Annotated in this window: 22 protein-coding genes; 14 read left to right on the top strand and 8 right to left on the bottom strand. The window is 35.6% G+C overall.

Annotation, left to right across the window (positions count from 1 at the left end):
- Positions 1 to 36 precede the first annotated feature (36 nt).
- Positions 37 to 480: an NUDIX hydrolase gene (locus tag MHB70_RS16265; RefSeq protein ID WP_000432590.1), complete on the top strand. Its 444-nt coding sequence runs from the start codon at positions 37 to 39 to the stop codon at positions 478 to 480.
- Positions 481 to 679: 199 nt separating this feature from the next.
- Here the strand turns inward: MHB70_RS16265 and MHB70_RS16260 are convergent, their stop codons facing one another.
- Entirely contained in the window at positions 680 to 1,882 is a 1,203-nt protein-coding gene (locus MHB70_RS16260) for a serine-tRNA(Ala) deacylase AlaX (protein WP_000435882.1), read from the bottom strand.
- Between the two features lie 136 nt (positions 1,883 to 2,018).
- Here MHB70_RS16260 and MHB70_RS16255 point away from each other — a divergent pair, with 136 nt between their 5' ends.
- Both MHB70_RS16255 and MHB70_RS16250 read left to right on the top strand, forming a co-directional pair.
- Complete coding sequence (locus MHB70_RS16255) at positions 2,019 to 2,426, top strand: hypothetical protein (protein ID WP_000965132.1); 408 nt, start codon at positions 2,019 to 2,021, stop codon at positions 2,424 to 2,426.
- Between the two features lie 67 nt (positions 2,427 to 2,493).
- On the top strand, positions 2,494 to 3,732 hold the full coding sequence (locus MHB70_RS16250; RefSeq protein WP_061530532.1) for an MDR family MFS transporter: 1,239 nt from the start codon (positions 2,494 to 2,496) through the stop codon (positions 3,730 to 3,732).
- A gap of 50 nt (positions 3,733 to 3,782) precedes the next feature.
- Here MHB70_RS16250 and MHB70_RS16245 read toward each other — a convergent pair whose 3' ends face one another.
- Both MHB70_RS16245 and MHB70_RS16240 read right to left on the bottom strand, forming a co-directional pair.
- Positions 3,783 to 4,163, bottom strand: coding sequence for an Hsp20 family protein (locus MHB70_RS16245; protein ID WP_000516750.1), 381 nt, complete (start codon positions 4,161 to 4,163; stop codon positions 3,783 to 3,785).
- Between the two features lie 125 nt (positions 4,164 to 4,288).
- Positions 4,289 to 4,411, bottom strand: coding sequence for a small acid-soluble spore protein P (locus MHB70_RS16240; RefSeq protein ID WP_000517651.1), 123 nt, complete (start codon positions 4,409 to 4,411; stop codon positions 4,289 to 4,291).
- A 121-nt stretch (positions 4,412 to 4,532) separates the two neighbouring features.
- Here MHB70_RS16240 and MHB70_RS16235 point away from each other — a divergent pair, with 121 nt between their 5' ends.
- Both MHB70_RS16235 and pdaB read left to right on the top strand, forming a co-directional pair.
- On the top strand, positions 4,533 to 4,796 hold the full coding sequence (locus tag MHB70_RS16235) for a hypothetical protein (protein ID WP_001146300.1): 264 nt from the start codon (positions 4,533 to 4,535) through the stop codon (positions 4,794 to 4,796).
- 46 nt (positions 4,797 to 4,842) lie between these two features.
- The gene (gene pdaB / locus MHB70_RS16230; RefSeq protein WP_002039311.1) at positions 4,843 to 5,568 is read left to right on the top strand and encodes a polysaccharide deacetylase family sporulation protein PdaB; all 726 of its coding nucleotides are present in this window, start codon (positions 4,843 to 4,845) and stop codon (positions 5,566 to 5,568) included.
- A 39-nt stretch (positions 5,569 to 5,607) separates the two neighbouring features.
- Here the strand turns inward: pdaB and sspO are convergent, their stop codons facing one another.
- Complete coding sequence (gene sspO, locus MHB70_RS16225) at positions 5,608 to 5,757, bottom strand: small acid-soluble spore protein O (protein ID WP_000043210.1); 150 nt, start codon at positions 5,755 to 5,757, stop codon at positions 5,608 to 5,610.
- A 290-nt stretch (positions 5,758 to 6,047) separates the two neighbouring features.
- On the opposite strand from sspO, the gene acnA reads away from it, so the two are divergent.
- The gene (gene acnA, locus MHB70_RS16220; protein ID WP_061530531.1) at positions 6,048 to 8,771 is read left to right on the top strand and encodes an aconitate hydratase AcnA; all 2,724 of its coding nucleotides are present in this window, start codon (positions 6,048 to 6,050) and stop codon (positions 8,769 to 8,771) included.
- A 117-nt stretch (positions 8,772 to 8,888) separates the two neighbouring features.
- A complete protein-coding gene (locus MHB70_RS16215) occupies positions 8,889 to 10,538 on the top strand; it encodes an ABC transporter ATP-binding protein (RefSeq protein ID WP_000666373.1) in 1,650 nt (549 codons plus the stop codon).
- Positions 10,539 to 10,561: 23 nt separating this feature from the next.
- Here the strand turns inward: MHB70_RS16215 and MHB70_RS16210 are convergent, their stop codons facing one another.
- Entirely contained in the window at positions 10,562 to 10,819 is a 258-nt protein-coding gene (locus tag MHB70_RS16210) for a hypothetical protein (RefSeq protein WP_001083872.1), read from the bottom strand.
- Positions 10,820 to 11,069: 250 nt separating this feature from the next.
- Between MHB70_RS16210 and MHB70_RS16205 the strand changes: the two genes are divergently transcribed.
- The 4 genes from MHB70_RS16205 to sspN all read left to right on the top strand — a co-directional run bounded on the left by MHB70_RS16205 (position 11,070) and on the right by sspN (position 13,172).
- Entirely contained in the window at positions 11,070 to 11,645 is a 576-nt protein-coding gene (locus tag MHB70_RS16205) for a redoxin domain-containing protein (protein WP_000269081.1), read from the top strand.
- A gap of 115 nt (positions 11,646 to 11,760) precedes the next feature.
- Positions 11,761 to 12,708, top strand: a complete 948-nt coding sequence (locus MHB70_RS16200; RefSeq protein ID WP_000528769.1) for a 3'-5' exonuclease — start codon at positions 11,761 to 11,763, stop codon at positions 12,706 to 12,708.
- Positions 12,709 to 12,850: 142 nt separating this feature from the next.
- Positions 12,851 to 12,994: an FbpB family small basic protein gene (locus tag MHB70_RS16195; protein ID WP_001254699.1), complete on the top strand. Its 144-nt coding sequence runs from the start codon at positions 12,851 to 12,853 to the stop codon at positions 12,992 to 12,994.
- 43 nt (positions 12,995 to 13,037) lie between these two features.
- Positions 13,038 to 13,172, top strand: coding sequence for an acid-soluble spore protein SspN (gene sspN, locus MHB70_RS16190; protein ID WP_000527987.1), 135 nt, complete (start codon positions 13,038 to 13,040; stop codon positions 13,170 to 13,172).
- Positions 13,173 to 13,255: 83 nt separating this feature from the next.
- On the opposite strand, the gene MHB70_RS16185 is transcribed toward sspN, so the two are convergent.
- Positions 13,256 to 14,548 carry a glycosyl hydrolase family 18 protein gene (locus MHB70_RS16185; RefSeq protein WP_000614830.1) on the bottom strand — a complete coding sequence of 431 codons (1,293 nt, stop codon included), beginning with the start codon at positions 14,546 to 14,548 and terminating at the stop codon, positions 13,256 to 13,258.
- Between the two features lie 109 nt (positions 14,549 to 14,657).
- Here MHB70_RS16185 and MHB70_RS16180 point away from each other — a divergent pair, with 109 nt between their 5' ends.
- Positions 14,658 to 15,077, top strand: coding sequence for an acyl-CoA thioesterase (locus MHB70_RS16180; protein ID WP_000495823.1), 420 nt, complete (start codon positions 14,658 to 14,660; stop codon positions 15,075 to 15,077).
- A 28-nt stretch (positions 15,078 to 15,105) separates the two neighbouring features.
- On the opposite strand, the gene MHB70_RS16175 is transcribed toward MHB70_RS16180, so the two are convergent.
- The gene (locus MHB70_RS16175; RefSeq protein WP_001054451.1) at positions 15,106 to 15,396 is read right to left on the bottom strand and encodes a HesB/YadR/YfhF family protein; all 291 of its coding nucleotides are present in this window, start codon (positions 15,394 to 15,396) and stop codon (positions 15,106 to 15,108) included.
- A 108-nt stretch (positions 15,397 to 15,504) separates the two neighbouring features.
- A complete protein-coding gene (plsY, locus tag MHB70_RS16170; RefSeq protein WP_000258971.1) occupies positions 15,505 to 16,101 on the bottom strand; it encodes a glycerol-3-phosphate 1-O-acyltransferase PlsY in 597 nt (198 codons plus the stop codon).
- A gap of 225 nt (positions 16,102 to 16,326) precedes the next feature.
- Here plsY and MHB70_RS16165 point away from each other — a divergent pair, with 225 nt between their 5' ends.
- Together MHB70_RS16165 and nrdG are read left to right on the top strand one after the other, a co-directional pair.
- A complete protein-coding gene (locus tag MHB70_RS16165; protein ID WP_061530530.1) occupies positions 16,327 to 18,183 on the top strand; it encodes an anaerobic ribonucleoside triphosphate reductase in 1,857 nt (618 codons plus the stop codon).
- Positions 18,180 to 18,632: an anaerobic ribonucleoside-triphosphate reductase activating protein gene (gene nrdG / locus MHB70_RS16160; RefSeq protein WP_000867069.1), complete on the top strand. Its 453-nt coding sequence runs from the start codon at positions 18,180 to 18,182 to the stop codon at positions 18,630 to 18,632. The genes MHB70_RS16165 and nrdG overlap by 4 nt, the downstream gene beginning before the upstream one ends.

Here is an 18,632-nt window from a genome sequence, read left to right as displayed (position 1 = left end):
TTAATTTGTAAATGTAATAGGAAGAGGAGATTACATATGGAAAATGTAATGCAAGTTCGTGTTACTGGAATTTTAATTGAAAGCGAAAAGGTATTGCTAGTAAAGCAAAAAGTTGCTAATCGAGATTGGTCTTTACCTGGGGGAAGGGTAGAGAATGGTGAAACGTTAGAAGAAGCGATGATTCGAGAAATGAAAGAAGAAACGGGATTAGATGTTAAGGTTAAGAATTTATTGTATGTTTGTGATAAACCAGATGCTCTCCCGTCTTTATTACATATTACATTTCTGCTTGAAAGGATGGAAGGTGAAATCACTTTACCTTCTAACGAGTTTGATCATAATCCAATTCAGGATGTACAAATGGTGCGAATAGAAGAATTAAGTAGTTATGGTTTTTCTGAGAAATTTACTAAACTTGCATCTGAAAAATTTCTGAATGCAGGAAGTTACCAAGGTTTAAAACAAAATATTGGCTTGTAAATATAAACTACTTTGAATATTGCTTTTTTCGGTAAATCGATATTTCTTGTCGAATCGTCGATATATGGTAAGTTATGATTGATAAAGTCAAAATGTCGTTCCTGAAATTTCATTTATCGTATTACTATGTATGAAGCAAAAAATAAGGAGATGTCCCTAGTTTGAAATTTCGCTAGACGACATCTCCTTAAGAAATGTTTTACACTGCAGATTGTAAAGAAGAAATAAGCTGATGTAAAAACTCATCACCGCTCATAATCGCTTTCCCACCACCGCGAGCGCTCTTTTTATTTCCGCCACCTTTTCCTTCAATTGCAGGAAGTGCATCTTTTAAAAGAGCATTCATATCGAGCGTTACTGTTTTTCCACAAGCGAGGATGCATTGTAGTTTGTCATCATTTTCAATGACGAAATATGTAATTGCATGCTCTTGTTGTTCTATAATGATAGCAGATAGTTTGGCAACTTCTTGCATAGAACGATTTGTAAATACTTTAGAAATAAGGAATCCAGCATGTATTTCTGCAGGCTGTTGTAATAGTTCATTTGCCTCTGCAAATAATAATTTTTCATTTATTGTCTGTATCGCTTTTTCGTTTTCTTTTTGAGAGATAAGAAGTTGTGCTACTTTTGCTGGAATATCAGTTTCGCTACTATTTAATTGTTTAGAAACATCTTTCATAATTTGTTGCTGTTGTCCCATTAATTTCAGTGTGCGCCAGCCAGCGATAAACGTTAATCGAATACCACCTTTATTGCGCTCCCAATTAAGTACTTGAATAAGACCTACTTCACCTGTACGTCTCGGATGAGTTCCACCACAGCCGTTATAATCAAAGTTTTCGATAATAACAACGCGTATATTTTCGGTTAAAGTCGGTTCTTTACGAAGAGGTAACGTTTTCGCTTCCTCTAAGTTCATCCACTGAATACGGATTGGGTGGTTTTCAAAAACAATATTGTTGGCAATTTGCACTGCTTTTTCAATCGTTTCTGCAGGAAGATTTTCTGTTTCTAAATCAATTGTCACCGTTTCTTTTCCAAGATGGAATCCGATAGTGGGTATGTTAAAATGATCCCAAAAAGCAGCAGATAAAATGTGCTGAGCTGCATGTTGCTGCATATGATCAAAACGGCGCTCCCAATTAATTTTACCTTCTACTTCTGCTGTTTCTAATTGTTCTGCAATGAAGTGGCGGATTTCTCCATTTACTTCTTCAACATTAGTGACTAAGGTACCATTTAGTGTACCAGTATCATATGGTTGTCCACCGCCTGTTGGGTAAAATGCCGTTTCATTTAAAACAACATATAAGTTATCTTCTTTATCATAATCTTGCTTTATAATTTTCGTAGTAAAGTCTTTCGTATAAGCGTCGATGTAATATAATTTTTGCTCCAATTTTCTTTCCCCTTTCGTATTCACTAGTTTCATTGTAAAACAATTGAAATAAGTTTCCTAATATTTCAGAAGAAAGAAACTATTTTTAGAATTTTCTTGCTATAATAAGAAAAAGAAAATGCGGGGGTGGAATGAAATGCTATATGAAAACGGCGTAGATAAACTGCTTAGTTTAAACAGAAATATTTCTGAATTATACCGAGAATTAAATGAAATGACCCGGATTTTAACGGAGTGTAATCGAGAAAGCGTGAAATTTGATCGGTTATATGTAAAAGAGTTACTGTGGAAAAAAGAAGATGTGATAGAGAAGTATGATCAATTACTTGTGCAGCTTTGTATGAATGAATGCTTTGATTTAAAAAGTGTAATTACTGGCGAATATAAGTATACATATGAAGAAGTAGAAAGTATTGTTTTACAATTTAATGAAAAGTATAACGTAGCAATTTTAATTAAAGATATTTGTAAAGAATTACAGTTTACATATGGCATTGATATGGACATATCGAGAGCGGCTCGGGTGCAAACATCTCAAGTATAAAAAGGAAAAAGAAAGCAAATCCTTTGCTTTCTTTTTTTATGTAAGAAAAGGGAGAGTAGGTTTAAAGATGAAGGGGAAGTTACAAAATATTCATCCACTTGGCATGACAATTATAATAGGGACATTATTTGCGAGGTTTGCAACTTCAATGAGTATTCCTTTTTTAGCAATTTATTTAACAACTGTTAAAGACGTTTCAGCTGGAATGACGGGTGCTATTATTGGAACGAGTGCGCTTGTTGGAGTGTTTGCTAGTTTTATTGGGGGCAATTTATCGGATCGATTTGGTCGGAAGATGATTATAATATGGTCCATGATTGTTTGGATGTTTGTATTTATCGGATTTTCAGTTGCAGATCATGTTTTGAGTTTCTTTTTATTAAACGCTTTGAATGGATTATGTCGTTCTTTTTTTGAACCGACATCAAGAGCGTTATTATCAGATTTAACAAAGCCAGAGTATCGGTTACTCGTCTATAACTTACGATATGGAGCAATAAATGTTGGGGTTGCGATTGGACCAATTGTTGGATTACAGCTCGGAAGTGCAAAATCAACAATTCCTTTTTTAGTAGCCGCTGGAGTTTACATTCTATATACAGCTATATTAGCACTGCAATTTAAGAAATATCCACTTAATAAAAAGAAAATGAATACAGAAAATCCTGTTACAATGCTAAATGCAATTCGTATATTGCGAAAGGATGTAGTATTTTTAGTTGCGTTAGTCGGTATTATTTTGAGTAATAGTGGTTTTTCACATTTAACGACGACAGTATCTCAATATTTTGCTAATGCACATATATTTCAGGATGGGGTAAAGTTGTTCTCATATATGCTAGCTTTAAATGCAATTGTAGTAGTGGTTATTCAATACCCTGTCATTCAAATGTGTAAAAAGTATACACCGTTAGCATCAATTATGGTTGGAACGTTATTTGTGAGTGGGGGATTATTTGGATTTGGACTAGTAGAATCTATGTTAGGAGCAGCTATTTGTACCATTATTTTCACATTTGGAGAAGTTTTAATGTTTTCAATGACAGATGTATTTATTGATGAGATCGCTGATTCCAACCTGAAAGGAACATACTTCGGAGCGATGGGCTTTTCAGGAATTGGAGGAGTAATTGGTCCTTGGTTTGGGGGAGTACTACTCGATTATTACGGGTATCAAAATGGGTTTGTAGTATTTTTAGCGCTAGCCCTATTTTCAACTGTGGCATTTCCTGTACTTTTAGTTACAAAAGGTTTATTGAAAAAAAGGTACGATAGAAATTATAATATAGAAATACAAGTGAAATAAAATAAGCCCCAGCAACTTGCTGGGGCTTATTTTTGTATTTACGTTAACTCTCAATTTGAAAAAAGAACCTTCTTTTCATGCTTATTGGCAACTTCATTTTTGGAAATATGAATGGCTAAAAATCCATTCTCTAAGCAGGCTAGCATCTTCTTATAAATGATAGTAGTAGGTAAAGAGATTGTTCGCTGTAAAGAAGTATTTTTATGAAGTATGCATATATTTAGGCCTGTCTCCATCTTTTTAATGCGTACATTTTGTTCAGTCACATTTGGTACATCTGTTTCCAAAATGTATTCTTCCTCTGTTTCACAAAGATCGATATGAATTTCATTTGGAAAACTAAAGTTGCTACAAGTATCAGAACAAAATTGATCCATCCATTCTTCGAAACCATCAACATGAAAAAGACAATCCTTCTTTTTCTTGCCCATGTAAGACACCCTCCGTAAAATATCAATTCATATCATGTTATGCATGAATGAAATAGAGGTGAAGAATAAATGGCAAAATATAAACATTTTATGTCGAATATACACAGTATGTGAATATTTTCTTATTACATATCATGATGCGCATGGTTTTTTTGGCGTGAATGGTTACGATTTTTTACTTTATGAGATCCGCTTAATGGTTCAGGTTGTCCTTTTTTTTCTTTCGATTCACGATTGTTTTTTCCCATTGTATGTGACACCTCCTCTTTCTATTTAGAATGAGAGAAGTTTGTAAATTTATACGAGAATGTTTTTAGAAAAAAGGGTAAAGATAAATGGGACTAACTATTATGGAAAGGGGATTGTATAATGCCATATCATAAAGATAAGCAACAAGCTTTTCAAGCAGCGCAGCAAGGGGTTACACAAGCAGAAAATTCATTTAACAATATCGTGAAAAATGATCCGAACTACGGTCATGATTTAAAAGAGTTACGTCAAGAGGTTCAGGAAGCGTATGAACAAATTCAAAATGCACTAGAAGTAGCTTCGGAAACACAACGTCCACAACTTGAGCAATACGAAAATAATCTTCAAAATATTATGCGAAATGTAGATCAACTAGAAAAGTAAAAGAGGTTGTTGCGTATTCGACAACCTTATTACTTTAACGAACGCTATGTTAAAACAAAAGGTTTTTCTATTAGTTTTTTCTTTACTATGTGCAGTACATATATTTCAAGTGGAAAAAGTGGAAGCGAAAATGTTGCTTAGAAAAGAGCTAGAACCAACTGGCTATGTAACGTGGGAAGTACCTAATAGTGAAAAAATTATCGCAATTACATTTGACGATGGACCTGATCCAACTTATACACCACAAATATTAAATTTATTACGTCAATATAAAGCAGAAGCGACTTTTTTTATGATTGGATTCCGTGTGCAGCGTAATCCATATTTAGTAAAGCAAGTGTTAAAAGAGGGGCATGAAATTGGAAATCATACGATGAATCATTTGTATGCGAGTAATTCATCTGATGAAAAATTAGAAAATGATATTTTAGATGGAAAGAAATACTTTAAAAAATGGGTGAAAGAACCTTTGTTGTTCCGTCCTCCAGGCGGATATATTAACGATGCTGTATTTAAAACAGCTAAAGAAGCTGGTTATCAAACTGTTCTATGGTCGTGGCATCAAGACCCTCGTGATTGGGCGAATCCAGGTACTGAGTCCATTGTAAATCATGTTGTGAAACATGCTAAAAGTGGAGATATTGTACTGTTGCACGATGGAGGAAGTGATCGTAGTCAAACAGTGGCAGCGTTATCGAAAATTTTACCTGAGCTTAAAAAGCAAGGATATCGATTTGTAACGGTTTCGGAGTTATTACGTTATAAGCATTAGAAAAAAACCAAAAGGCAGACATACCTTTTGGTTTTTTTGTTACTGATTCTTTTTACGTTTCTTATTATTTTGTCGCTCTGCTGGAGTTAAAGCCTCATTTGAAAACTCTTCGTTATAACCAGCACCTTGTCCTTGTGCGGATGCAACATTCATTCCTGAAATAGTATGATTTGCTTTTTGTTTACTCATTTTTCTCACCTCTATAATGTTTTTTTATAGATAAAACATGAGTTGTTCATAACATATATGAACGTAAAGTAAAGCGCTGAAAGAGTACTTTACTTTATGGTAATAGTATTCATAAGGAGCATGAACACTATTCAAATTTAGAAATATAAAGAAAACTTATGATAATCCATAAGTTTCTTATTATTTACTTATTTAGAAAGTTGTAATAAGATATTATCGTAAGGTATTGAAAAGTTTGTCTACATTTTATATTCAGACAACTTAGTCACGTTTAACAGGGGGGAAACATAATGGTCAAACATAATCCATTTCAATCACGCGCAACTTTCGAAGTAGATGGAAAAACGTATCATTATTATCAATTGAAAGCGCTTGAAAACGCAGGGGTTGGCAACGTATCTCAATTACCATATTCCGTGAAAGTTTTACTTGAATCTGTACTTCGTCAAGTAGACGGACGCGTAATTACAGAAGAACATGTTACAAATTTAGCGAAATGGGGAACGAAAGATGTTCAAGATATCGATGTTCCATTTAAACCATCTCGTGTAATTTTACAAGACTTCACAGGTGTTCCAGCTGTTGTAGATTTGGCTTCGCTTCGTAAAGCAATGGCAGACATGGGCGGAGATCCTGATAAAATTAATCCAGAAATTACTGTAGACCTTGTAATTGATCACTCTGTACAGGTTGATAGAGCGGGTACGGCAGATGCGCTTGCATTCAACATGGACTTAGAGTTTAAACGTAATGAAGAACGTTATAAATTTTTAAGCTGGGCACAAAAATCATTTGATAACTATCGTGCAGTTCCACCAGCAACAGGTATCGTACACCAAGTAAACCTTGAATATTTAGCACCAGTTGTTCACGCGGTGAAAAATGCTGAAGGCGATTTAGTTGCATACCCAGATTCATTAGTTGGAACAGACTCACATACAACGATGATTAACGGTATCGGCGTTCTTGGATGGGGCGTTGGTGGTATTGAAGCAGAAGCAGGAATGCTTGGACAGCCTTCATACTTCCCAGTACCTGAAGTAATCGGTGTGAAATTAACTGGCACACTTCCAAGTGGTACTACAGCAACTGATGTTGCATTAAAAGTAACACAAGTATTACGTCAAAAAGGTGTAGTTGGTAAATTCGTTGAGTTCTTCGGTGATGGACTAAAGAGCATGCCTTTAGCTGACCGTGCAACAATTTCAAACATGGCACCAGAATACGGTGCAACTTGTGGATTCTTCCCAATTGACGATATTTCATTAGAATACTTACGTTTAACAGGTAGAGATGAAGAACAAATTCGCGTTGTTGAAGAATATTGTAAAGCGAACGGCTTATTCTATACAGCGGGCAGCAAAGATCCAATTTACACTGATCTTGTTGAAATTGATTTAAATACAATTGAATCTAACCTTTCTGGACCGAAACGCCCACAAGATTTAATTCCACTTTCAGATATGAAAGATGCGTTCCACAAAGCTGTTGTAGCACCAGTTGGAACACAAGGACTTGGATTTAATGCGCAAGAGTTCGATAAAGAAGTGAAGGTTACATTAGAAGATAAAGAAGTAACGATGAAAACAGGTGCAATTGCAATCGCTGCAATTACAAGCTGTACAAATACATCAAACCCATACGTATTAATTGGGGCAGGTCTAGTTGCGAAGAAAGCAATTGAAAAAGGGCTTGTAGTACCTGAGTACGTAAAAACATCATTAGCACCAGGATCTAAAGTTGTTACTGAGTACTTAGATAAATCAGGTTTAACAACATATTTAGATCAATTAGGTTTCCAAACAGTTGGTTACGGCTGTACGACTTGTATCGGTAACTCTGGTCCACTAGCAGAGGAATTAGAAGAAGCAATTGCAGTAAACGATTTATTAGTAACATCTGTTTTATCTGGTAACCGTAACTTTGAAGGTCGTATTCACCCGCTTGTAAAAGCAAATTATTTAGCATCACCACCACTTGTTGTGGCATATGCACTTGCAGGTACTGTTGATATTGACCTGAAAAATGATGAAATTGGTAAAGATGCAAATGGCAATGCTGTATACTTCAATGATATTTGGCCATCAGCTAAAGAAATTGAAGATGTAGTTCAAAGTGTTGTTACATCTGAACTGTTCAAGAAAGAATATGCACAAGTATTTAATAGCAATGAGCGTTGGAATGAAATCCAAACTTCAAATGAAGCTTTATATACTTGGGATAATGATTCAACATACATTCAAAACCCACCATTCTTTGAAGGATTATCTAAAGAACCAGGTGAAGTTGAAACATTATCAGGTTTACGCATTGTTGGTAAATTTGGAGATTCTGTAACGACAGACCATATTTCACCAGCAGGTTCAATTGGTAAGCACACACCAGCTGGACGCTACTTATTAGAAAATGGCGTACAACCAGTTGACTTTAACTCTTACGGTTCTCGTCGTGGTAACCATGAAGTTATGATGCGTGGTACATTCGCGAACATCCGTATTAAAAACCAAATCGCACCAGGAACAGAAGGCGGATATACAACATATTGGCCAACTGGTGAAGTAACATCTATCTATGATGCTGCTATGAAATATAAAGAAGATGGCACAGGCCTTCTAGTTGTTGCTGGTAAAGATTACGGTATGGGAAGTTCTCGTGACTGGGCTGCGAAAGGTACAAACTTATTAGGTATTAAAGCAGTAATCGCAGAAAGCTTCGAGCGTATTCACCGTAGTAACTTAGTGTTAATGGGTGTGTTACCACTTCAATTTAAAGATGGCGAAAGCGCTGAAACGTTAGGTCTTGTTGGTAACGAGTCATTTGAAATTCAAATTGACAAAACAGTTAGACCACGCGATCTTGTAAAAGTAGTTGCAACTGATGCAGATGGCAACGAAAAACAATTTGAAGTAGTAGCTCGTTTCGATAGTGAAGTTGAAATTGACTACTACCGTCACGGTGGTATCTTACAAATGGTTCTTCGTGAGAAAATTGAAGAATCTAAAGTGTCGAACTAAATAATTGAAATGAACGAGAAGGAAGCTAACAACTGTTAGCTTCCTTATTTTATGGAAAGGGATGAAACCATTTGGTTTCATCCCTTTCTTTTTACTATAAAAAATGGAGGAAACGTCATGAAAGAATATAAAAGAATATTGTTACCGTTACAGAAAGAAAAATTATTAGTAATAGCAGCTGTATGTAGTGGATGCTTTGCTGCTATTTTAAACTTATCCCGTCCACTATTCATGGGGCTAATTGTAGATAACCTGATTCAGCGGGAGTTAAAAGCTGCGTATGTATATATTGCATTGTTTGCGGGGAGCCGCTTGTTGATGTGGGTGAACAATCTTTCATTTGATTATGTAAGCTCAAAAGCGAGTCAACGAATATTGCGAAAGAAGCGTATATATGTATTGCGTCATTTTTTCTTATTACCATTTGAAGAGAGTGAGAAGATTAAGCAAGGAGAGTTAGAGACGCTAGTTGTGTCTGATATTCCGAATTGGGTCAGATTATATGGTTCTATATTAATAGAATATATACACGCTATTGCGCAATTTATAGGTGCGTTCATAGCACTACAACATATAGATATGAAGTTTATATTGTGGGTAACTCCGTTTTTATTTTTTAGTGCAATGGTTCCGATGTTGATGGGGAAAAAGGTCAGGAATATCGCAAGCATCGCTCAAAACAATCAATCAAGTGTTGTAGAGATGGTGTCGCAGTTTGTAAAAGGCGTACAAGATTTACGTAGTTTGCAAAAAGAAAAGTGGGCCATTCGCTTATTTAAAGGAGTAACAGCACAATCCTATAAAACAGAAGTAAAGAAGACGATGATGCAACACTGTATTGGAGTAGTTGGAACAGTGATTGAAACAGGGGCATATATCGTTGTTCTCATTATAGGCGCGCAGAAAATAATGAAGGGGGAAATGGAAGTTGGCGCACTTGTTGCCGTGTTAGCTACAATTGAAATGCTCTTTTTTCCAGTTCGTTACGTTGGCGATTTATTAATGATGACACAAGTTGCAGCTGCTTCGGCAAATAGAGTTTTTTCTTTTTTAGATAAACGAGGGGCAGATAGTAAGGTAGAAAGAGCGATGGGGATGACGATAACAAATGTTTCATTTCAGGAAAGTGATGGAGAGAAATGCAGAATTCATAATATTGATTTGCAAATTCACCCTGGTGAACTTGTTATTATTGTGGGAGAAAGTGGCGCAGGAAAGACGACGCTTTTAAAATTAATGACAGGTTTGTATAAACCATCTAACGGTAGCATTGTTTATTATGGTAATGAGGCTCGTATGACTACAGTGTGGCAAGAACCTCGTTTCTTTCGGACGACAGTAAAAGAGAATGTGCATTTCGGAGAAGAGTATTTAGAAAATCAATTAGAAAAAAATATTGAACTTGTAAATGTGAAACCGATTATTAGAGATTTATCAGAAGGGATTGAAACTGAACTACATAAAAGCGGTGTAGAATTTTCTGGAGGGGAAAGAAAACGTCTTGCATTATTACGTGCCATTGTTTCAAATCCGAATCTTATTATTTTAGATGAACCAACTGCGGGATTAGATCCGAGCAACCAAGAAACTGTTTGGAATATGATAGAAGGATTAGGAAGAGAGGTCACGAGAATTGTGGTAACACATGATGTCGAGAAAGCGATATTAGCAGATCGTGTTGTCATAATGAAGGAAGGACGTATTGTTGCAGGTGGAAGTCCTGAAAAATTAATAAATAGTCATTCGTTTTTACAAAGATATGAATAAAGATAAGAGCAATGCCCTTATCTTTATTCAGCGTCATTTATTTGATACTCGATAGATTCGGAGTGATTTAGATCAATGTTAAAAGTAGCAGTCATAAGGAAAGTTGTAATTCCAAGGATTACGAAAAGGACGAATGAGACTAGAGAGATGTAGAGACAAATACGCCCTACTTTCTTTTTTTTAAGATCTTTACTAAAGAGTGAAATGATCCATGTAATAATGCCGATTGGGTATAAAAGAAAACTAAGAATATATAATGTTATTTTTTCGAATGAATTCATAAACAATCCCCCTTTTGTTGAAGGTTATATAACTACGAGAGTAAATAGGTAAGTGGGTCAATAAGAAGATAAAATACCTCATCTGTTTTTCTAATTATATGATAAAAAGGAAAAAAACTCACTTTAAATGAGAATATTCTAATTATTTTGACTGTGAATATTTCTAAGCTCGTCCGTATAAGCTAAAATAAGGTATATAGTATTTTGATGAATTTGTTAAAAGTACATAAACACGTTAGGGTGATATAAAATGTGGCGGAAGCTTACGATTATTGTAGTGTTACTTTGTTTAGCGGGATATGCAGCTTATGAACAGTTCGGTAATAAAGATCAGGCGGTACAAGGGAAGCAAGAAAAAAGTGAAGCTGCTATGAAAGAGATGATTGCAAGTAATGGTATTGAAGTAGGAAAGAGTGCACCAAACTTTGAATTAACTAAGTTAGATGGAACGAATGTAAAGCTATCGGATTTAAAAGGAAAGAAAGTTATTTTAAATTTTTGGGCAACGTGGTGTGGGCCTTGTCAGCAAGAAATGCCTGATATGGAGGCTTTCTATAAAGAACATAAAGAAAACGTAGAAATTTTAGCAATAAATTATACGCCTTCAGAAAAAGGTGGGGGAGAAGAAAAAGTAAGCAATTTTGCTAAGGAAAAAGGGATTACTTTTCCTATTTTATTGGACAAGAACATTGATGTGACAACAGCTTATAAAGTAATTACGATCCCAACTTCGTATTTTATAGATACGAAAGGCGTCATTCAGGATAAGTTCATTGGACCGATGACGCAAAAAGAGATGGAAAAACGAATTGCTAAATTAAAATAACGGTGAAAAGGTAGAGGTGGAGAGTTCCCATTTCTGCCTTTTCTTTTTCAAGTAGTAATAACTTCATGATATGATGTAAGAAATATAAACGTTTAGAGATAAAGGAGTGTATGGAGTGGGGAATGTATCCTTACCGTTAGATTATGTTGTAATTGATTTTGAAACAACAGGATTTAACCCTTATAATGATAAAATTATTCAAGTTGCAGCTGTGAAATATCGTAATCATGAACTGGTAGATCAATTTGTTTCATACGTGAATCCAGAGCGTCCGATTCCGAGCCGAATTACGAGTTTAACAGGTATTACAAATTATCGTGTTTCAGATGCACCCACGATTGAAGAAGTTTTACCTTTATTTTTAGCATTTTTACATACAAATGTTATTGTGGCTCATAATGCTTCTTTTGACATGCGCTTTTTGAAAAGTAATGTAAATATGCTTGGGTTTCCTGAACCTAAAAATAAGGTGATTGACACTGTGTTTTTAGCAAAAAAATATATGAAGCACGCACCTAATCATAAACTTGAGACGTTAAAGCGAATGCTTGGAATTCGTCTAAGTTCTCATAATGCATTTGACGACTGTATTACGTGTGCAGCTGTTTATCAAAAATGTACATCTATTGAAGAAAAAGGGAAACGAAAAGTAAATAAGGCTGTGCTTGATGAAACTGCGGTATACGAAGCGGTGAAAGAAATACTTGTCCGCAATAAACGCAATGTAGAATGGCTGCGTTGTATGAACGTAGGAAGTTATTTAGATATAAAAGCTTTTTATCCAGTTATGAGATTAAAAGTAAAAGGACGAAAGAAATACGTATTAACAGAAATAGTAGAAGATGATGTGAAAGAAATATGTACGAGCTTAATATGTGAACCAGCTCTAAAAAGTGAAGTTGGTAATACAAGAGTTATGCTTAATAGCTTAGCGGATGTCTTGAAATTAGAAAGTTATATTTTAGAACAGTATGATTTTGTATTACAAGCACTTGATACGTATAGAGAAAATGAAACGAATGCAGATGAGAAGCTCAAAGAGTATTTAAATGTTATGGTATAAAAAACGCTATGTACAAATTATTGTACATAGCGTTTTTTTTTTAGGAGTACTAAAACATAAAATTTTCTTGCAAATCTGATTAAAGAGTTTTTTGTTTGCTCATACTATGTAGTAAGAATGAGAAAGAGAGAGGGTGAACAGCATGAGAAGAAGTCGCCGCAAATCGTTTGAAGAACTTGTAAATGAAAATAAACAACAATTATTAAGCGATCGTGATGCAATTGATCGCATTGAAGAGCGTATTGAGAAACGTTATGAAATGAAACTTTTTAAGCAAGCTGAATAATTCTTAACACTAGTACGATACTAGTGTTAAGGAGGCGATAGTAATGGGTAATCCGAAAAAGAATTCAAAAGATTTTGCACCGAATCATATTGGAACGCAATCGAAAAAAGCTGGTGGCAATAAAGGAAAACAAATGCAAGACCAAACTGGTAAACAACCGATTGTTGATAACGGTTAAAAGGAGAATGTTATCATTCTTCTTTTTTATGAGGGAATGAAAGACGTTTTGTAACAGTAATATGAAAAAAGGGCTGACAAAAGTCAGCCCTTTTTTGTAATCGTAAAGTTTTCAACGAGTAAACGCCAATTTTGCGGGAATGGTAAACCAATCTTCCAATAACTAATACCACCGATGCCCTGTTCTTTCATTAAATTAAATTTACTTTGTACGGACCGTGAATCTTCAAACCAAACTTCGTGTTGTACGCCGTTTTCGTCAAAGTAATTGAAATGAGGAGCTTGAGCCGTGAAATCATAGCGGATAGGAACATTATATTTACGAGCTAGTGCAACAGCTGCAACAGAGCTGATTGCTTTTGCAGGTGGATTTCCTTGTTTGAACGGAAGTTTCCAATCGAAACCATATAAATTTTGCCCCATCATAATTTTTTGTGGTGGCATTTGAGATTTCGCATATTGAAGTACTTCTTTCACAGGACCAATAGGAGAAATCGCCATCGGTGGCCCGCCTTGCCAACCCCAGTCGTATGTCATAATGACGACGAAATCAACAATTTGTCCTTGTGCTTTATAATCGTGAGCCTCAAAAAATTTCCCTTTTTGATTGGAACTTGTTTTCGGTACAAGCGTTGTACTTAATGTGTACCCGCTAGGTAAGCGTGTTTTCACATTTCGTAAAAAGCGATTGTATGCCTCGCGGTCTTCGGGTGCCACACTCTCGAAATCGAAATGAATGTCTCGCATGCCATATTTTTCAGCTGTTTGCAAAATGTTAGTAATAAACTTGTTTTGGATTGTTGCATCGCGTAAAATAACCGATGTCAGATCGGCACTGAAATTTCCATTTTCAATATTTGTAATAACGAGCATAGGGATGGTTTTACCTTGCGTTGCAATATTAGCGATTTTCGCTGTTTCCGTTGGTTCTTTTAAAGTGCCGTCTCTTTTTGCTTCAAAGCTGAAGTAGGCTAAATATGTTAAAAATGGATTAATAGCACGTGTAGCATTTACTAAACTTTCTTTTATCGGTATTGTTGAAGGCTGTAAATAAGCGATGGATTCTACTGCTCGTTTTGTACCTTTTGGTATATATAATTGTTGTCCGACATGGAGAATAGATTTTAATGAAAGATTATTAACTTTAGCTAAGCTAGCGAGAGGAACATTATACGTTTGAGAAATTCGATATAAGCTGTCACCAGGCTGTACATAATAATTATTTCCTTTTGTATTAACGATAAGTGCCTGACCAACAACGAGTGTTTCAGCAGGATTTAGTCCATTGTCTTTTACAATTTCTTCAGGTGTAGATCCGTACTTTGATGCTAAACCATAAACACTATCACCGCTACGAACAGTTACAATTTGGATCATGTGTTTGCCCCTTTCGGTAAAAGATTCACTGTTTTTATTTTATTTTTGATTCCACTGTATTATGATTAAATGTATGCAAGGTAGCAGAAGTGAAAGAAGGCGAATAGAAATGTTTGTAGCAGAATATGAAGTTGAAATCCGCTATGCGGAAACAGACCAGATGGGTGTTGTTTACCATTCAAACTATTTAGTGTGGCTGGAACTTGGGCGCACGAAACTTATACAAGAATTAGGATTTTCATATGTTGAAATGGAGAAAGAGGGAATTATTTCTCCTGTATTAGACTTGCAAATTTCATATCGTAAAGCGATGCGTTACGGAGAAAAAGCAATTGTGAAAACGTGGATTGATACTGTGAGCCCGCTTCGTGTTGTATATGGTTATGAAATATATAACGGTGATGGTGAGCTTTGCATTACTGCAAGTACAACGAATATTTGTGCGAAAAAAGAAGGGTTCCGCCCTGTATCATTTAAAAAATTATATCCTGAGTGGTATGCGAAATATGAGGAAATTAAAAAGAAATAAAAAAAGCGTGGCAGAAGCCACGCTTTTTTTATTTCTCATAATTAAATTGAGGGAAATCATCACCGTCGTTAAGTGTAACAGATAAATTATGTCCATCGAAGAACCACTCATCATCGCCTTCAATAAAGAAGTTAATACCTTCTTCTTGAGTTTGAACAGCAGGATGTGCAGGGTCATCTTTACGAATACCTAAAGAAAGTCCTTTTTGCACAGTACTGCAACCGCCGTATTGTACGAAAAGGCGTAGTGTTTCACCTGATTGTAAATTTAATTCGTTTTTATACCATTGTGCTGCTTCTTTTGTTACGGAAAGATTCATGTATAGTTCCTCCAAATTATGTTGCCTTTTCTTTAGTATAAAAAATAACGCAAAAAGACGCTATTAATATGCTTCGCGTTTTCTTTTTGCGTTATGTGGGTTACAACCTTATTTTTGCTTTTTTGAGAAGTTTGCTTTCGGTTCAGTTTTATTTATAATTCGTCCGATATTTGCACGGTGTTTATAAATAACCATACCTGCTAATAAACACATCGCAATAATGAAGATTTTATCCCCGCTAACAATGGATGCAATAACAGCAACGACAGCTGTTACCATAGAAGAAAGTGATACGTATCTTGTTGTAAATAAAAGGGTGAAAAATACAACAGCTAATATTGCAAAAACAACTGGTGAGTAGCATAATAGCACCCCGGCAGAAGTTGCAACTGCTTTACCACCACGGAATTTTGCAAAAATCGGATATACATGTCCAAGAACAGCTGCTAATCCGAACCATAGTGGGTGAATATCTAATCCGAAAATTATCGGTAGACCTGTTGCTAATGTCCCTTTTAAAATGTCAGCAATTGTAACGGTAAAACCTGCTTTTTTCCCTAATGTGCGGAATGTATTTGTTCCGCCTAAATTACCGCTTCCGTGCTCACGAATGTCGATTCCATAGCCGATTTTTCCAACGACTAATGCAAATGGAATCGAGCCAAGTAAGTAGGCAACGATAAATAAAAGATATGTAGTAACCATAAGTTCAGTCTCCTTTATTCAAATGTGTTGATAAAGGGTAAAAAGAGTTTTTCCCGTTTATTGTACCATACATTTGTAAAGAGCACATTTCTTTTTTGTAAATGAAAAATTCATTATTTCGTGAAAAAAAATTCACAGGAATGTTACATTTCTCACAGAAACAACAAGACTATATGTTGTAACATTTTAATCAAAAGATAACAACATATTGATGGAGGGTTATAAATGTTACAACGAAATACACGTGGAGAAGAATTAATGAAAGTGTTTGGGACAATTGTCCACGGCAATGAACAAGATTTAATGCAAGAGAATGCAAATGTAGATGGGCGCTCTCCGATGGGAGTAATGGGAACGTTCGCATCTGAGAGTGCAAAATATTATGCAGTTGAAAATTTATTGTCAGACCAAGTGAAAAAAGCGATAAATGAAAATATATTATATCCACATGATTTAGATTTTTATGCGACAGGAACGACGACTTGTTCGCAAATTCCGTTAGCGCAAATGCTTGCGAACGGTTTTCATACCGGACATGGGCATATGAGACAACCGCAGGATATTAAAAGTGCATTGGCTCTTTCGTCTATTATTTTTCAGGCGAATCAAAATATGCAGCACGGTGGTCAATCGTTTGCACTCTTTGATATTGATTTAGCTCCATATGTGAGAAAAACAGTAGCGAGACATAAGAAACGATTACAGTCATATTCGCTTACGAAAGAACAAATAGAAGAATTTGCATGGAAAGAAACAGAAAATGATACGTATCAGGCGTGTGAAGCTTTCGTTCATAATTCAAATAGTATGCACAGTAGGGGCGGGGGACAAGTACCGTTTATTTCTATTAATTATGGAACAGACACATCAAAAGAGGGACGGTTATTAGTTAGACAACTTTTAAAAGCGACACAAGCTGGTCTTGGTAAAGGAGAAACACCAATTTTTCCGATTCAAATTTTTAAAATGAAAAAAGGTGTGAACTTTGAAGAATGTGATCCGAACCATGATTTATTTGAATTAGCGTTAGAGACAACGGCTGAACGATTATTCCCTAACTTTTCATTTTTAGATGCGCCATTTAATGCAGTGCATTATGACGGACGACCGGAAAGTGAAGTATGTTATATGGGATGTCGTACCCGTGTCATGTCTAACATACATGGAGAAGAAACAGCGATTGGGAGAGGAAATTTATCATTTACGTCTATCAACTTAGTGAAATTAGCGTTAATTAGTGGTTCAAAAGAAGCATTTTTTGAAGCGTTAAATTATTACTTAGATTTAGGGATTAAGCAATTATTAGAGAGATTTGAGTATCAATGTACGAAGCGAGCAAGAGATTTTCGATTTTTATATTCACAAGGTGTATGGCGCGGTGGAGAGAAGTTACAGCCTGAAGATTCTGTAGCATCCATTTTAAAGCAAGGGACGTTAAGTCTTGGTTTTATCGGTCTTGCGGAGTGCTTAGTAGCTTTAACAGGAAAGCATCATGGAGAAGATGAAGAATCATGGAAACTCGGGTATGAAATCATTTCCTTTATGAGAGATAGAATGGATAAAGCAACGGAAGAACATGAACTGAATTTCTCAGTAATTGCAACTCCTGCAGAAGGGTTATCAGGGAAGTTTGTGAAAAAAGATAGAGAAGAATTTGGTGTGATTAACGGTATAACGAACCATAATTATTATACGAATTCATTCCATATCCCAGTTTACTATAGCATTCAAGCGATAAATAAAATTCGTTTAGAAGGACCTTTCCATGCTCTATGTAACGGGGGACATATTACGTATATTGAGCTAGACGGAGCAGCGATGCATAATCAAAAGGCGTTAAAACAAATTGTACAAGCGATGGCAGAGCATGGCGTTGGGTACGGTTCAATTAATCATCCTGTTGATCGTTGTACATGCTGCAGCTATCACGGAGTTATTGGAAATGAATGTCCAAGCTGCGGAAATGAAGACGAGACCAATATAGAAAGAATTCGCCGTATAACTGGCTATCTTGTGGGAGATATGTCGAAGTGGAATAGTGCGAAACGTAGCGAAGAGATGGATCGGGTGAAGCATAAATGAAAGTGATGAATATCATTCATGATAGTGTAGTAGATGGAGAAGGGTTGCGGACAGTCGTGTTTTTTGCGGGCTGTCCGCATCGTTGTTTCGGGTGTCATAACCCGAAATCTTGGAATATTTGCAATGGAACTGAAATGACGGTAGAAGAAGTTGTGAAAGAGATTGCAAGTAATCCATTAACTGATGTAACATTTTCAGGTGGAGATCCGTTTTTTCAAGCTGTTGAAGTGAAAAAAGTAGCAAAAGCCGTGAAAGATTTGAAAAAAAATCTATGGATGTATACAGGTTATACGTTAGAAGAGATACAGAGTTCTCAAAATAATGATATGATAGAGTTGTTACACTATGGGGATGTTTTAGTCGATGGAAGATTTGAAATCGAGAAAAGAGATTTAACACTTCCATTTCGCGGAAGCTCCAATCAACGTATTATTCGATTGAAAGAGTAA

Source organism: Bacillus sp. FSL M7-1020 (assembly GCF_038050415.1).
GTDB classification, from domain to species: domain Bacteria; phylum Bacillota; class Bacilli; order Bacillales; family Bacillaceae_G; genus Bacillus_A; species Bacillus_A toyonensis.
The sequence above is the reverse complement of the archived record's forward strand: the minus strand, read 5'-3'. Positions and strand labels throughout refer to the sequence as shown.